This is a genomic window from Flavobacterium psychraerolatum (assembly GCF_025960985.1).
GTDB lineage: Bacteria > Bacteroidota > Bacteroidia > Flavobacteriales > Flavobacteriaceae > Flavobacterium.
In genome coordinates, this window is sequence record NZ_JAOQMX010000005.1 from 52,725 (window position 1) to 67,304 (window position 14,580).

14 protein-coding genes are annotated in these 14,580 nt (G+C 31.1%); 12 read left to right on the forward strand and 2 right to left on the reverse strand.

Features of this window, described 5'->3' with window-relative positions; all coding sequences use genetic code 11:
• The first annotated feature begins 44 nt into the window (after positions 1-44).
• The 12 genes from lpxD (at position 45) to M2326_RS03425 (ending at position 11,858) form a co-directional block, all read left to right on the forward strand.
• Entirely contained in the window at positions 45-1,088 is a 1,044-nt protein-coding gene (lpxD, locus tag M2326_RS03370) for a UDP-3-O-(3-hydroxymyristoyl)glucosamine N-acyltransferase (protein WP_264618140.1), read from the forward strand.
• Positions 1,081-2,475, forward strand: a complete 1,395-nt coding sequence (locus M2326_RS03375) for a bifunctional UDP-3-O-[3-hydroxymyristoyl] N-acetylglucosamine deacetylase/3-hydroxyacyl-ACP dehydratase (RefSeq protein ID WP_264618141.1) — start codon at positions 1,081-1,083, stop codon at positions 2,473-2,475. Before lpxD ends, M2326_RS03375 begins: the two co-directional genes overlap by 8 nt.
• 52 nt (positions 2,476-2,527) lie before the next feature.
• Positions 2,528-3,316: an acyl-ACP--UDP-N-acetylglucosamine O-acyltransferase gene (lpxA, locus tag M2326_RS03380; protein ID WP_264618142.1), complete on the forward strand. Its 789-nt coding sequence runs from the start codon at positions 2,528-2,530 to the stop codon at positions 3,314-3,316.
• 59 nt (positions 3,317-3,375) lie between these two features.
• Positions 3,376-3,942, forward strand: coding sequence for an elongation factor P (gene efp, locus M2326_RS03385; RefSeq protein ID WP_264618143.1), 567 nt, complete (start codon positions 3,376-3,378; stop codon positions 3,940-3,942).
• A gap of 90 nt (positions 3,943-4,032) precedes the next feature.
• Positions 4,033-4,962 carry a UDP-3-O-(3-hydroxymyristoyl)glucosamine N-acyltransferase gene (locus M2326_RS03390; protein WP_264618144.1) on the forward strand — a complete coding sequence of 310 codons (930 nt, stop codon included), beginning with the start codon at positions 4,033-4,035 and terminating at the stop codon, positions 4,960-4,962.
• A gap of 2 nt (positions 4,963-4,964) precedes the next feature.
• Positions 4,965-5,327, forward strand: a complete 363-nt coding sequence (locus tag M2326_RS03395) for a nuclear transport factor 2 family protein (RefSeq protein WP_264618145.1) — start codon at positions 4,965-4,967, stop codon at positions 5,325-5,327.
• A gap of 96 nt (positions 5,328-5,423) precedes the next feature.
• On the forward strand, positions 5,424-6,296 hold the full coding sequence (gene sucD / locus M2326_RS03400) for a succinate--CoA ligase subunit alpha (protein ID WP_264618146.1): 873 nt from the start codon (positions 5,424-5,426) through the stop codon (positions 6,294-6,296).
• A gap of 217 nt (positions 6,297-6,513) precedes the next feature.
• Entirely contained in the window at positions 6,514-6,939 is a 426-nt protein-coding gene (locus M2326_RS03405) for a hypothetical protein (protein ID WP_264618147.1), read from the forward strand.
• A gap of 124 nt (positions 6,940-7,063) precedes the next feature.
• Positions 7,064-7,810, forward strand: a complete 747-nt coding sequence (gene fabG / locus M2326_RS03410; RefSeq protein ID WP_264618148.1) for a 3-oxoacyl-[acyl-carrier-protein] reductase — start codon at positions 7,064-7,066, stop codon at positions 7,808-7,810.
• Positions 7,811-7,876: 66 nt separating this feature from the next.
• The gene (locus M2326_RS03415; RefSeq protein WP_264618149.1) at positions 7,877-9,904 is read left to right on the forward strand and encodes a hypothetical protein; all 2,028 of its coding nucleotides are present in this window, start codon (positions 7,877-7,879) and stop codon (positions 9,902-9,904) included.
• A 28-nt stretch (positions 9,905-9,932) separates the two neighbouring features.
• Positions 9,933-10,826, forward strand: coding sequence for a LysR family transcriptional regulator (locus tag M2326_RS03420; protein WP_264618150.1), 894 nt, complete (start codon positions 9,933-9,935; stop codon positions 10,824-10,826).
• 78 nt (positions 10,827-10,904) lie between these two features.
• The gene (locus M2326_RS03425) at positions 10,905-11,858 is read left to right on the forward strand and encodes a YeiH family protein (protein WP_264618151.1); all 954 of its coding nucleotides are present in this window, start codon (positions 10,905-10,907) and stop codon (positions 11,856-11,858) included.
• Here the strand turns inward: M2326_RS03425 and M2326_RS03430 are convergent.
• Together M2326_RS03430 and M2326_RS03435 are read right to left on the reverse strand one after the other, a co-directional pair.
• A complete protein-coding gene (locus M2326_RS03430) occupies positions 11,851-12,426 on the reverse strand; it encodes an exonuclease domain-containing protein (protein WP_264618152.1) in 576 nt (191 codons plus the stop codon). The genes M2326_RS03425 and M2326_RS03430 overlap by 8 nt on opposite strands.
• Positions 12,427-12,449: 23 nt before the next feature.
• Positions 12,450-14,366 (reverse strand): DUF294 nucleotidyltransferase-like domain-containing protein, encoded by a 1,917-nt coding sequence (locus M2326_RS03435; protein ID WP_264618153.1) that lies wholly within the window; start codon positions 14,364-14,366, stop codon positions 12,450-12,452.
• Between the last annotated feature and the right edge of the window lie 214 nt (positions 14,367-14,580).

The following is a 14,580-nucleotide window of genomic DNA, read 5'->3' on the forward strand; positions in this document are numbered from 1 at the left end:
ACTTAAAAGGTATTATAAGGTTATGAAAAAATAATTTAATTACAATGAAATTTACAGCAGAACAAATAGCGGGTATTTTAGAAGGAGAAGTAATTGGTAATCCGAATGCTGAAGTTCATCAATTGTCTAAAATTGAAGAAGGACAGACTGGTTCTTTGACTTTTTTAGCCAATCCAAAATACAATCATTTTATTTATACTACAAAAGCAACAATTACGATTGTAAACAAAACTTTTGTAGCAGAATCAAAATTAAATACTACTTTGATAAAAGTAGACGATGCTTATTTATCTTTTACCAAATTATTAGAATTTTACGACTCCGTTAAGGGACTCAAAAACGGAATTGAACAACCTGTTGTAATTTCTGAAGGAGTTGTGTACGGAGAAAATTTTTATTTAGGAAGTTTTAGCTATATTGGTACCAACGTAAAAATAGGGGACAATGTAAAGATTTATCCTAATTGCTATATAGGTGATAATGTAAAAATAGGTGATAATGTCACCCTTTTTGCTGGAGCAAAAATCTATTCTGAGACCGAAATAGGGAATCAATGTAAAATACATTCGGGTTCTATAATTGGTTCGGATGGTTTTGGTTTTGCACCAAATGCAGATGGATCTTTTAAAAAAATTCCTCAAATAGGAAATGTTATTATAGAAGATGATGTCGAAATAGGTTCTTGTACTACTATCGATAGAGCTACAATGGGCTCTACGATTATAAGAAAAGGAGTTAAATTAGACAATCAGATACAAGTAGCACATAATGTCGAAATAGGAGAGAATACCGTAATAGCAGCTCAAACAGGAATTGCAGGTTCAACTAAAATTGGTAAAAACGGAATGATTGGTGGGCAAGTTGGAATTGCTGGGCATTTAACTATTGGAAACAATGTTCGCATTCAAGCACAATCAGGTGTTGGTAGAAATATAAAAGATAGTGAAGTATTGCAAGGTAGTCCAACATTTGGATACAATGATTTTAGTAAATCATATGTTCATTTCAAGAATCTGCCAAAAATAATTACAGAAATTGAAGAGTTAAAGAAACAAATATTAAACACAAAAAACGGAAACAATGGTTAAACAGAAGACCATCAAAACAGAAATCTCTTTAACAGGGGTTGGATTGCACACAGGTAAAGAAGTTATTATGACTTTTAAACCTGCTCCAGTAAATAACGGATTTACTTTTGTTAGAATTGATCTAGAAGGACATCCTGTTGTTGAAGCAGATGCAAATTATGTGGTAAATACACAAAGAGGAACTAATTTGGAAAAATTAGGAGTAAAAATCCAAACTCCTGAGCATGTACTTGCTGCATTAGTTGGCTGTGATTTAGACAACGTAATTATTGAGCTAAATGCTTCAGAATTACCTATAATGGATGGGTCCTCTAAATATTTTGTTGAAGCACTAGAGAGCGCTGGTGTTGATGAACAAAATACAAAAAGAAACGTTTATGTTGTGAAAGAAGTTATTTCGTTTACAGATGAAGCATCTGGAAGTGAAATTCTAGTAATGCCTAGTGACTCTTATAGCATAACTACAATGGTTGATTTTGGCACTAAAATATTAGGTACTCAAAATGCCACTCTTAAAAATATGGATGATTTCAAAACTGAAATCTCTAACTCGAGAACCTTTAGTTTCCTGCATGAATTAGAATCACTCTTAGAGAACGGTTTAATTAAAGGTGGAGACTTAAATAATGCAATTGTTTATGTAGATAAAGAAATATCTGCCAGCACAATGGAGAAATTAAAAGTTTCTTTTGGTAAAGACACTTTGAATGTAAAACCAAATGGTATTTTAGACAATCTTACATTGCACTACCCAAATGAAGCTGCAAGACATAAATTACTTGATGTAGTGGGAGATTTAGCTTTGATTGGAACAAGAATTCAAGGAAAAGTTATTGCTAACAAACCTGGTCATTTTGTAAATACACAATTTGCTAAAAAAATGGCCAAAATTATTAAAATAGAACAACGTAATTTTGTTCCAACTTTTGATTTACATCAAGAACCATTAATGGATGTTAATAAAATCATGTCAGTTTTACCACATAGACCTCCATTTTTATTAATTGATAGAATTATTGAAATGTCTGAAAATCATGTAGTGGGAATGAAAAATGTTACTATGAATGAAAATTTCTTCGTAGGGCATTTTCCAGAAGCACCAGTAATGCCAGGAGTTTTAATCGTTGAAGCAATGGCCCAAACAGGTGGTATATTAGTTTTAAGTACTGTTCCTGATCCAGAAAATTACCTGACTTATTTCATGAAAATGGATAATGTGAAATTTAAACACAAAGTTTTACCAGGGGATACTTTGCTTTTCAAATGTGATTTAATTACACCTATTCGTAGGGGGATTTGTCACATGCAGGCCAATGCATACGCTAACGGAAAATTAGTAGCAGAAGCTGAATTAATGGCTCAGATAGCTTTAAAACCACAACACTAAGTGAAATTTAAGAGCTAATGCTCTACAAATTAAATAATTTAAAAAAAAGTAGATGAATCAACCATTAGCTTATGTTCATCCAGGTGCAAAAATCGCTAAAAATGTGGTTATAGAACCTTTTACAACTATTCATAATAATGTTATCATTGGTGATGGTACTTGGATTGGATCCAACGTAACCATCATGGAAGGTGCTAGAATTGGTAAAAATTGTAACATCTTTCCAGGTGCTGTTATTTCTGCTGTACCCCAAGATTTAAAATTTGGAGGAGAAGACTCTCTTGCCATTATAGGTGATAATTGCACTATTAGAGAATGTGTTACCATTAATAGAGGTACAATTGCATCCGGACAAACGACCATTGGAAACAATTGTTTAATCATGGCTGCAGCTCATATTGCACACGATTGTCACGTTGGTAATAATGCAATTATTGTTAATGGTGTTTTACTTGGAGGACATGTTACCGTTGGTAATTATGCAGTAATCGGCGGATTATCAGCTGTTCATCAATTTATAAGTATTGGAGATCATGCAATGATTTCTGGTGGCTCATTGTTAAGAAAAGACGTACCTCCCTTTACGAAAGCGGCTAAAGAGCCCTTATCGTATGTAGGTATTAACTCCGTAGGATTGAGAAGAAGAGGTTTTACACCTGAAAAAATTAGAGAAATTCAAGATATCTATCGTATTCTTTATCAAAAGAATTACAATACAACTCAGGCAATAGGCATTATAGAAGCAGAAATGGAAGCTACTCCAGAACGGGATGAAATTTTAGATTTTATTCGCAATTCATCTAGAGGAGTAATGAAGGGGTACACGAGTAGTACCTTATAGTACATAATTAAATATAAATTGCTAATAGACAAAAGCTATTAGCCAAAAGCAACATAATAATGGCATCTACATCAGATATTAAAAACGGACTTTGTATAAAACACAATCACGATATTTACAAAATCATTGAATTTCTTCATGTTAAACCAGGTAAAGGCCCTGCATTTGTAAGAACGAAATTGAGATCATTGACCAATGGTAAAGTTTTGGACAATACTTTTTCTGCAGGACATAAAATTGAAGCAGTACGAGTAGAAACTCATACTTTTCAATTTTTATATCCAGAAGGAGATGATTTTCATTTTATGAACACAGAGACTTTTGAGCAAATTACTTTGGATAGAAATGTTTTAGATTCTCCAGGTTTGTTAAAGGAAGGAGAAAATGTAATGGTTCAAATTAATACTGAAACAGAACTTCCTTTATCAGTCGATATGGCTCCTTCTGTAATATTAGAAGTTACCTATACAGAACCAGGTTTAAAAGGAAATACTGCTACAAATGCAACAAAACCAGCAACGGTTGAAACGGGTGCAACAGTAAATGTACCTTTATTTATTAACGAAGGTGATAAAATTAAAATTGATACTGCTTCCTGTTCTTATATGGAGCGTGTAAAAGAGTAATGTTTTTTCAGTTTTCGATTTCAATCTTTCTATCATTCTAGTGTTGAAATCGAAAACTTACTATTTATACATTTAATACCTAAGTCCAGTATGAAATTTCAAAAAGTAACCACTTTAGAAGAAATTGCAAATTTACTTCAATGTGAATTTGTCGGAGATAAAGATTTTCCTGTTCTTGGCATGAATGAAATTCATGTGGTAGAAGCAGGAGATATTGTTTTTGTAGATCATCCTAAGTATTATGACAAAGCACTTCAATCTGCTGCAACTATTGTATTAATTAATAAAAAAGTTGATTGCCCTGAAGGAAAAGGACTTTTAATCTCTGATGATCCTTTTAGAGATTTTAATACATTAACTAATTATTTCAAACCTTTTCAATCGTCCTCAACTTCCATTTCGCCTTCAGCAAAAATAGGAGTAGGGACTATCATTCAACCCAATGTTTTTATTGGCCATAATGTAATTATTGGAGATCATTGCTTAATTCATTCTAATGTATCCATTTATGACCATACAATCATAGGGGACAATGTAATCATCCATGCTGGAACGATCTTAGGAGCTGATGCTTTTTATTATAAAAAAAGAGTATCCGGTTTTGATCAATTAATTTCTGGAGGTAGAGTTGTTATTGAAGATAACGTTGGAATTGGTGCCTTGTGTACTATCGACAAAGGTGTTACAGGTGATACCACTATTGGTGAAGGAACCAAAATAGACAATCAAGTTCATGTTGGTCATGACACTGTTATAGGTAAAAAATGCTTAATAGCATCACAGACTGGAATTGCAGGATGTGTAATTATTGAAGATGAAGTTACGTTGTGGGGACAAGTAGGAACCACAAGCGGTATTACTATAGGATCGAAGGCAGTTATTATGGGACAAACAGGTGTAACCAAATCGGTTGCAGGAGGGAAATCTTATTTTGGAACTCCCATACAAGAATCAAGAGAGCAGTTAAAACAACTTGCTAATCTTAAAAAAATTCCTGAAATTTTAACCAAATTACGATAGTTATGACTGCAAAAGAATTAGTTCTTGATTTTTACAAATCTGATGCCTTGATTGATTGTGAAGTAATGAAACAATATATCCATCCGGATATTCATATCGATTGGAATAATAGTAATGGATTCTTAGAATTAAACTATGAAGCTATTTTAGCTTTCACAAGTAACTTAAGTTCGGGTTATGTAAGATCAAAAGCTAAAATAAGTCATATTATTGCAGAAAATAATCTAGTTTCAGTTCACTATTCACATGTTGTTAAGACGATAGAAAATCCAAGAGAAGACATGTTGGTTGGTCATTTTATGGTAATCTGGGAGATAAAAGACAATAAATTATTCCGTGGGTTTCAAATCAGTCAAAAACCTTGATTTTTGTTTTAAAAAATCGAAAGTTCTACACAGTTTAATGCCTACTATTTTATATTTTTGCAACACAAAATTTAAAAACTACATAAAATATATATCATGAGTGTTTTAGTTAATAAAGATTCCAAAATAATTGTTCAAGGATTTACAGGAAGCGAAGGTACATTCCATGCTTCTCAAATGATTGAATACGGTACAAACGTTGTTGGAGGAGTTACTCCAGGAAAAGGTGGTACTACACATTTAGACCGTCCAGTTTTTAATACAGTAAAAGATGCTGTTGATCAAGTTGGAGCTGATACTACAATCATTTTTGTACCACCAGCTTTTGCCGCTGATGCAATCATGGAAGCTGCAGATGCAGGTATCAAGGTAATCATCGCTATAACAGAAGGAATTCCTGTTGCAGATATGATTAAAGCAAATGGATATGTAAAAGAAAGAAATGCTAGATTGATCGGACCTAACTGTCCAGGAGTTATTACTCCAGGTGAAGCCAAAGTTGGTATTATGCCAGGTTTCGTTTTCAAAAAAGGAACTGTTGGTATTGTTTCTAAATCTGGAACTTTAACATACGAAGCTGCTGATCAAGTAGTTAAACAAGGTCTAGGTATCACTACTGCTATTGGTATTGGTGGAGATCCAATCATTGGAACTACAACAAAAGAAGCAGTCGAATTGTTGATGAATGATCCAGAAACAGAATGTATCATCATGATTGGTGAAATTGGTGGTCAATTGGAAGCTGATGCTGCAAAATGGATTAAAGCTGATGGTAACCGTAAGCCAGTTATTGGTTTTATCGCTGGAGAAACTGCTCCTGCTGGTAGAACAATGGGTCATGCAGGTGCTATTGTTGGAGGTACTGATGATACAGCTGCTGCCAAAAAACAAATTATGAGAGACAACGGAATTCATGTTGTTGATTCACCAGCTGAAATTGGTAAAAAAGTAAAAGAAATTTTAGGATAAACTTTTCTTGAAATTAAAATACAAGGAGCCTCACATTTGTGGGGCTTTTTTAGTATAAAAATGAAATTAAAGAAATACATTTGCACTTTATTAAAAAGGACTGTTTTATCAGTAGTAATTATAAATGTAACAGAGACAAACGATTGATTTTGACGAGACCTTACGAATTGGTGAGAGTTTATTGTGTCAAAAATTTCAAAATAAAAAACAAAGAATTATGTACAAAGAATTAGAAAAATACAAAGAAAACAATAGTTTTACAATTGCAGTTGATGATAGCTTAGAAGATGCGTGTAATGCATCTGAAGGAAGTGGTGTTTTTATTGTAAACGCAATCAACGGAGATGACAAAGAATTAATCATGGTAGGTTCTACTGGAACGGTACAAAATGATGGTTCTTTGAAAAGTAAAAATGGTGGTTTGTATGATAAAATTGTAAACGGACATCAATTTGCAAAAACAGGAAGAAAATATTCTTGGCCAGCACAAATGAAAATAGAAAACATCGAAAGACTTGAGGTTCTTTGGTTTGAAACTTTTAATGATACTGATAAAGGAATTCCAACATCTGTTGAAGGTCAAATTTTACAAAATTTCTTATCTGAAAATGGTAAATTACCAAGATGGAATGTGGCTTTCTAGTCCACTTTCTTTAAATTAATAAAAAGCTCCATAACTATGGGGCTTTTTCTATTTAACTTATTTTATAAAACACTTAAATAATCTATATTTGTATTTCCAAATACAATAAAAATATACTTAAAATATGAAATTACTAGAAGGAAAAGTTGCCATCATTACTGGTGCAAGTCGTGGAATTGGAAGAGGAGTAGCAGAAGTTTTTGCTAAGCATGGAGCAAATGTAGCTTTTACATACAGTTCATCTGCAGCATCAGCTTTGGAATTAGAAAATGAATTGAATGCATTAGGAATTAAAGCTAAAGGGTACCAATCTAACGCAGCAGATTTTAATGAAGCACAAATTTTAGTGGATAAAGTTTTGGAAGATTTTGGAACTATTGATATCTTAATTAACAATGCTGGAATTACAAAAGACAACTTATTAATGCGTATCTCGGAAGCTGATTTTGATTCTGTTATAGCAGTTAATTTGAAATCTGTATTTAATATGACTAAAGCGGTTCAAAAAACATTTTTGAAAAAACGTGCTGGATCTATCATCAACATGAGTAGTGTTGTAGGAGTAAAAGGAAATGCTGGTCAAACTAATTATGCAGCTTCAAAAGCGGGAGTGATTGGTTTTACAAAATCAGTAGCTCTTGAACTAGGTTCTCGTAATATCCGTTGTAATGCTATTGCTCCAGGTTTTATTGAAACAGAGATGACAGGAAAATTAAGTGAAGAGGTTGTGCAAGGATGGAGAGATGGAATTCCGTTGAAACGTGGTGGTACAACAGAAGATGTTGCTAACGCTTGTCTATTTTTAGCCTCAGATATGAGTGCATATGTTACAGGGCAAACCCTAAATGTATGTGGTGGAATGTTAACATAGTAAAAAGTTATCCGTATCGGCTTACAATTCTGTACTGATAATTATAACTAAAGTGTATTATTAAATATGAATAAATCAACGATTCTACTTCTTTTACTTTCTTTGCTAATTGCAGGTAGTTTGTCATATTTTCAATACTTATATAAAGCCAAAGACAATTCAAAACTGAATTTGTTTTTGGCTTTTTTACGATTTCTAACTATTTTGGGTATTTTTATCTTACTTATCAATCCCGTTATAACGAGGAAAACTCTAGAAGTTGTAAAGCCTCCACTGGCTATTGTAGTAGATAATTCGAGTTCTATTGTAAACCTAAAGGCCTCAAAGGAAACAATGGATACTTATAATTTTTTAAAAAATAATAAAAAAATAGCCGATAAGTATACCATTCAAACCTATCAATTTGATGCTAATTTTAAATCAGGAAACATATTTGATTTCGAAGGGACTCAGACTAATTTTGATGGAATTGCAAAAAACTTAAAAAATTACAATCGTAATCAAATTTATCCTACTGTAATTATTACCGATGGAAACCAAACTCAAGGTAATGATTATGTATTTACATTCGATAAAACAAATAAAATTTTTCCAGTAGTTGTAGGTGATACGACAAAAGTTTTGGATCTAAAAATTAATCAACTCAACGTTAATAAATATGCTTTCTACAAGAATAAATTTCCTGTAGAGGTATTTATGAATTATACTGGTAAAAAAAACATTCAAGCAGAATTAACTATTACGGAAGGTAATTCTGTTGTTATAAAACAAAAAGTTTCTTTTTCAAATACAAATAAAAGTACTATTGTCAACTTACTTTTACCAGCGGATAGAGTAGGAGTTTGTGTTTTCAAAGCGACGCTTTCTTCGGTAGAAAAAGAAAAAAATACCTATAATAATAGTAAAAATTTTGCTGTTGAAATACTAAATCAGAAAACGAATATCCTTATAATTTCAGAGATCAATCATCCAGATATTGCTGCATTAAAACGTGCAATTGAATCTAATGAACAACGTAAGGTAACTATAGTTAAACCTAGTGAAATTAAAGTATTAAATAGTTATGCAGTTTGTATTCTTTACCAGCCAACTGCAAATTTTAAAACTATTTTTGATCAAATTAAAAAAGCAGGAGTTAATGCGTTTATCATAACTGGAATGCATACAAATTTTAATTATTTAAATCAAAACCAAAATTATTTTGAGTTTAAAATGAGTGGACAACCTGAAGATTTTACTGCTAAATTTGAAGATCAGTTTAATCTTTTTGCGTTAGAAAATAATGGTTTTGAAATCTTACCACCGTTAGAAAATCCATTTGGGAAAATTATATCCAAAAGTGCTATATCTGATTTATTAACTGCCAAAATTAGAAACATCGAAACTGGCATTCCTTTATTATCTTTTGCTGAGAGTCATGGAGAAAGAATGGCATTTCTATTTGGTGAAAATAGTTGGAGATGGCGATTTCAGTCCAACATCAATAATCAAACCTTTGATAAATATGATTTATTTATAGATAAAATTATTCAATACTTAGCTTCTGATAATTCAAAAAAATCATTAGTGGTTAATCATGAACATTTTTATAATTCTGGAGAATCACTTGAAATTAATGCACAATTTTTTAATAAAAATTATGAGTTTGATGAAAAAGCCCATATAACCATTACGGTAAAAAATAAAAAAACGAATCAAACTAAAAATTATGATTTACTAAAATCAAACAGTTCCTACAAGGTAAACTTAGAAGGACTCTATCCTGGTGTATATGATTTTACAGTAAAAGAATTAAATACCAACAGTAAGTATACCAATAAGTTTGAGATTTTGGACTTTAATATCGAAAAGCAGTTTGTAAATTCTGATTCTGAAAAACTAAAACAATTAGCCAATCAAACTGGAGCAGAATTGTATTTTCCAAATCAAATGGAAAAGTTGGAAAAAACACTTCTAAATGATGAAGATTACAAGTCAATACAGAAAAATACTGTAAATAGATTCCCAATAATTGAGTGGTATTGGTTATTAATCATTCTTACACTACTACTATCAATTGAATGGTTTACACGAAAATACAATGGACTACTTTAAAATATAATGTTTCTAATATAATATACAAATGGATTTTAGACTTCAAGTTTTTGTCACTGTCGCTAACCGCTTAAGTTTTACTAAGGCAGCAGGTGAATTGTATATTACCCAACCAGCGGTAAGCAAGCACATTCAGGAACTAGAGGAGAGCTATAAAATTAAGCTTTTTGATCGAAAAGGTTCTAAGGTAGCACTTACGCAAGCTGGTGAAATATTACTAAAACATTGTAAAAACATTTTTGATATTTATAGAACCATTGATTTTGAGATGAGTACTTTGACCAAAGAACGAAAAGGTTCATTGCGATTGGGAGCAAGTACCACTATATCTCAATATGTTATTTCGCCTTTGCTAGCTAATTTTCATTCGAAACTAAAAGATATAAAAATCAATCTCCGAAATGGAAACACAGAACATATTGAAAATGCATTGGTTAACAAAGAAATTGAAGTTGGAATTGTAGAAGGGCAATCCAAAAATACTTCAATCAAGTACGTCCCTTTTTTAAAAGATGAAATTGTTTTGATCTGTAGAGCAAATCATGATTTAGTGAATCAAAAAAATATTTCGATATCAACTCTAGAAAAATTAAAATTCTTAACAAGAGAAATAGGTTCTGGGACATTGGAAGTTATCGAGCATAGTTTGAAAGCACATTCTATATCACTTCAAAAATTGACTATTGAAATGCAATTGGGAAGTACAGAAAGTATTAAATCTTATTTATTAAGTTCTAATTGCGTAGCATTTATGTCTATTCATGCTGTAAGCAAGGAGCTAGCAAACAACGAATTAACGATTGTAGATGTTGATAATCTAGTCATTGAACGGAATTTCTATATTATTACTTTACAAGGATGTCAAAACCCATTAACAACTTTGTTTATTCAAAACTTAAACACCTATTATAATCTTAAGTAATAGCGTATCGTAATTATGAATAATAATTATCAATAAAAAGTACGCACCTTTGTATTCAAGAAACAAAGTTAACTTATCATGGAAAATACAAACCCCTTCATAAAAATAAATCCAAGATTTCAGAAACTAATATTTATAGTATTGTTAATACTATGTTTAACAGTTGGTATTACACCACCTATAGCATTATTATTAGGACTGGTTGTTGCCAATGTATCGGGGCATCCCTTTTTACCTTTTAATCATATTGCAATTCGGTATTTACTACAATTTTCAGTAGTAGGGTTGGGGTTTGGTATGAATGTTTATCAAGCGATGGCAATTGGTTCTACTAGTTTTTTGTTTACTGTGATTTCAATAATTAGTACGATTACGATTGGAATTATAATAGGAAAATGGTTTATGATCGATAAGAAAACAGTTCATCTAATCTCTTGCGGTACTGCTATTTGTGGAGGTAGTGCAATAGCTGCTATTGCCCCCATCATCAAATCTGATGAAAAGCAAACATCGGTAGCTTTAGGCGTAATATTTATATTAAATTCTATCGCATTATTTTTGTTTCCTGCCATTGGTCATTGGTTACAACTTTCACAACAAGAATTTGGATTGTGGTGCGCCATTGCAATTCATGATACGAGCTCTGTAGTAGGAGCAGCAAATAAATATGGTGCAGAAGCTTTGGCAATTGCAACAACTGTAAAGTTAGCACGTGCCTTATGGATTATACCAGTAGCATTATTGACGACAATTACATTTAAAAATAAAACTAGTAAAATAAAAATCCCTTATTTTATTGGATTTTTTATTATATCCATGCTTTTAAATACTTACATCTCTCCAATTTCATTTATTGCTCCAACTGTAGTAGTGATGGCAAAAATTGGTTTAACTATAACTTTATTTTTAATCGGATCTGGACTAAATTTTAATGTTTTAATTTCTGTTGGAATCAAACCATTACTACACGGTATTATTTTATGGATTTTTATAGCAATAATGTCATTGGTATCAATTATGTATTTTATTTAATACCTAATCTAGACTTTAATTTCAAAAATAATAAAGCAGTTTTATAAGCTGCATCTGGTGAGGAACCTTTTTCTTTATTTTCAATTTTATAAATACCTAATAACTCTTCCAAAGTAAAATCTTGATCAGTAATTTCAATTAATTTTTGATGCATAATATTTACATCCAAAGCTTCGTTTTTTAAATGACCACATTCCAACCGTTCTAGTGCTGCATTAATCATATCAACACTAAAATTAATATTATGCCCCACCAAAATGGCATTACCCAAATAATCAATAAAAGCTTTTATCGCATCAGGTTCTCCCATTTTTTTTAATTTACTTTCGACAATAAAATCAAAAGGAAGTTTATTATCATGAAAATATTTGTATTGCATCAAAACGGTCTCAAAACTATCACCGATATGAATACTGTCATCAATAACTGAGAATGCTCCAATGGTTAATATAACATCAGAGTGCAAATTACCACCAGTACTTTCTGTTGATAATATTACAAATCTTTTTGATTTTTTATTAAATGTCGCTAAATAGTTTTTCCAGTATTCAGGATAAACCTTATTCATTGTTTTTAACCAATCTAACATAATTAAGAAAATTGAGTTAATTGAAATTTGCTTTTGATCAAATCTTCCAGTTCTTTCATTGGAGCGAGTGCATTTTTGAGTTTCTCACGATCGATTTTTGATAATTCTTCGATATTTATAAATTGACCGGAATCATCATTTTTTATACCTTCGAGTGTTCTAAACTTTGTTAAAGTCAAATACGCATCTGCACAGTCCAGATAAATCTCTGCATTTTTAGGATCTGTAATCGCTAATTGTTTTAATCTTACATACGTATTATTGATTCCTCTGATACCATTACTCAAAGTAAACATTCGAGCACCATCAATTAGCGGCATTAATGCTCTTGTTTTTATATCAAATTTATCTTTATTGGGGCCTTCTTCTTCCACTAAGAATTTTTTGAAAAAACTTAATGGTGAATTTTTACGTAAAGCATCATTACCAAGAAAATCATAAAATAAGGAATTGTTTATCGTGTTTTCAAAAACAATCGCATTTAGAGCTTCTTCGATCCTTTGATCACCAAAAATAATTTCATAATCAAAAAAGATACTACTTAATTCATTATTTTTTTCTCCAGGATTTTTCATCCAAGAATCAAATTGTTTTAACCATTCAGATACTGATCTACACCATATCATATTGCTGGCTAAATATCCATCTGGGCATTTAGTATATCCAGTTTTTTCTAATTTTGAAGTAGTTTTTTGCGCTAATTCGACAAAATAATCTTTAATTTCTCTATATTTCTCAGGAACAATATCTTCAAAAACCAAGAAACTATCTTGATCAGTAAGTAATAACTGCTCTTTTCTAGCTTGACTACCAATACTAAACCATGCAAAACGAGCAGGAGGGGAGCCTAGCTCCAAAATAGATTGTTCTACAGCCCTTTTTAAAATGGCGAAATTAACCTCACTCGCAATATTTGAAATATGTGTTAATGGAATATTTTTTTGAATAGAAGATTGAATTATATCCCCCAAACGAGAACGAATTTGTTTTAATTCTTTTGCCGTTTGTGATCGTTTAATTTCTTTAATTAATATTCCTGGATTATTTGCCTGAGCCAAAATCAAATCATGCTCGGTAATAATTCCTTTAATTTCTGTTGTATCCGAACCATCTGCCGTTACACACAAATGTGTTACATTATGTTTTAACATTAGCAATTGTGCCTCTGCAAGTGATATATTTTCAGAAACAGTAACCACTGGATATGACATAATCGCATCAATACTATCTGTAATGAGAAAACGTCCAGTTGCTATTTTTGAAGACATATCAGTATCAGTAACAATTCCAACAGGAACATTATTTTCTGCAATGAGTGCATTATTTACTCGCATTTCTGCCATCAATTGTGCAACTTCTTTTATTACAGTATTACCATTTGTAATTAAAGGGTCTGTAGTAAATGATAAATTTTGAAAAAATTGCATCCCAGACTGTTGACCCGTGAAATATGAATTTTCAGAAATTAAATTATTTTCAAAATTTTCTTTATCATTTGCATTTCTTTTATCTACAGCAAAATTTTCGAGTAATAAATTTAAAACATCTGAATTACTTGCAACAAAAGGCCTAAAAACTGCAATAGGAATAGCATATACAATACTTTCTTCACGAGCTTTGGCCGTCATCATATAATTGTTTTTCGCAAAAAATGGTCTTAACCCAAAAATAGTTCCTTCATGACATTTTGTTAAAATAGTTTCTTCTGCATCAGAAATGATAGAAAGATTGACCATGCCATAAGCTACAACATAAAAGGAATCATGCAGTGGTTCATTTATTTTAAAAAGAGTTTTATTTTTTTCTAAATTAATTACACGAATACTAGATGCTATTTCAGATAATTGTTCATTTGTCAAGTTATTAAATGGAATATATTCTTTTAAAAAATCGGCAATTTTCGCTGCAATTGAATTCATAGTTTAAGTAATTGTATCATACAAAATTAATAAATAAATTGATCTAAAACGATGTTGAGTTATGGATTGTAAATCTTTTATTAAAAATAGTTTTAAAGTTTCAATTTTTCAGAATATTTGAATAAATCTATTATTTTTTCTTTAATTCATAACTGCTTCATTTGTAATTTGGTATATATAAATGTATTTTTATAGTATTTGTTCAATAGTAGGG

Excerpts from the sequence above, each read along its gene's own strand:
- lpxD (WP_264618140.1), top strand. The coding sequence starts at position 45 with ATGAAATTTACAGCAGAACAAATAGCGGGTATTTTAGAAGGAGAAGTA.
- M2326_RS03375 (WP_264618141.1), top strand. The coding sequence starts at position 1,081 with ATGGTTAAACAGAAGACCATCAAAACAGAAATCTCTTTAACAGGGGTT.
- lpxA (WP_264618142.1), top strand. The coding sequence starts at position 2,528 with ATGAATCAACCATTAGCTTATGTTCATCCAGGTGCAAAAATCGCTAAA.
- efp (WP_264618143.1), top strand. The coding sequence starts at position 3,376 with ATGGCATCTACATCAGATATTAAAAACGGACTTTGTATAAAACACAAT.
- M2326_RS03390 (WP_264618144.1), top strand. The coding sequence starts at position 4,033 with ATGAAATTTCAAAAAGTAACCACTTTAGAAGAAATTGCAAATTTACTT.
- M2326_RS03395 (WP_264618145.1), top strand. The coding sequence starts at position 4,965 with ATGACTGCAAAAGAATTAGTTCTTGATTTTTACAAATCTGATGCCTTG.
- sucD (WP_264618146.1), top strand. The coding sequence starts at position 5,424 with ATGAGTGTTTTAGTTAATAAAGATTCCAAAATAATTGTTCAAGGATTT.
- M2326_RS03405 (WP_264618147.1), top strand. The coding sequence starts at position 6,514 with ATGTACAAAGAATTAGAAAAATACAAAGAAAACAATAGTTTTACAATT.
- fabG (WP_264618148.1), top strand. The coding sequence starts at position 7,064 with ATGAAATTACTAGAAGGAAAAGTTGCCATCATTACTGGTGCAAGTCGT.
- M2326_RS03415 (WP_264618149.1), top strand. The coding sequence starts at position 7,877 with ATGAATAAATCAACGATTCTACTTCTTTTACTTTCTTTGCTAATTGCA.
- M2326_RS03420 (WP_264618150.1), top strand. The coding sequence starts at position 9,933 with ATGGATTTTAGACTTCAAGTTTTTGTCACTGTCGCTAACCGCTTAAGT.
- M2326_RS03425 (WP_264618151.1), top strand. The coding sequence starts at position 10,905 with ATGGAAAATACAAACCCCTTCATAAAAATAAATCCAAGATTTCAGAAA.
- M2326_RS03430 (WP_264618152.1), bottom strand. The coding sequence starts at position 12,426 with ATGAATAAGGTTTATCCTGAATACTGGAAAAACTATTTAGCGACATTT.
- M2326_RS03435 (WP_264618153.1), bottom strand. The coding sequence starts at position 14,366 with ATGAATTCAATTGCAGCGAAAATTGCCGATTTTTTAAAAGAATATATT.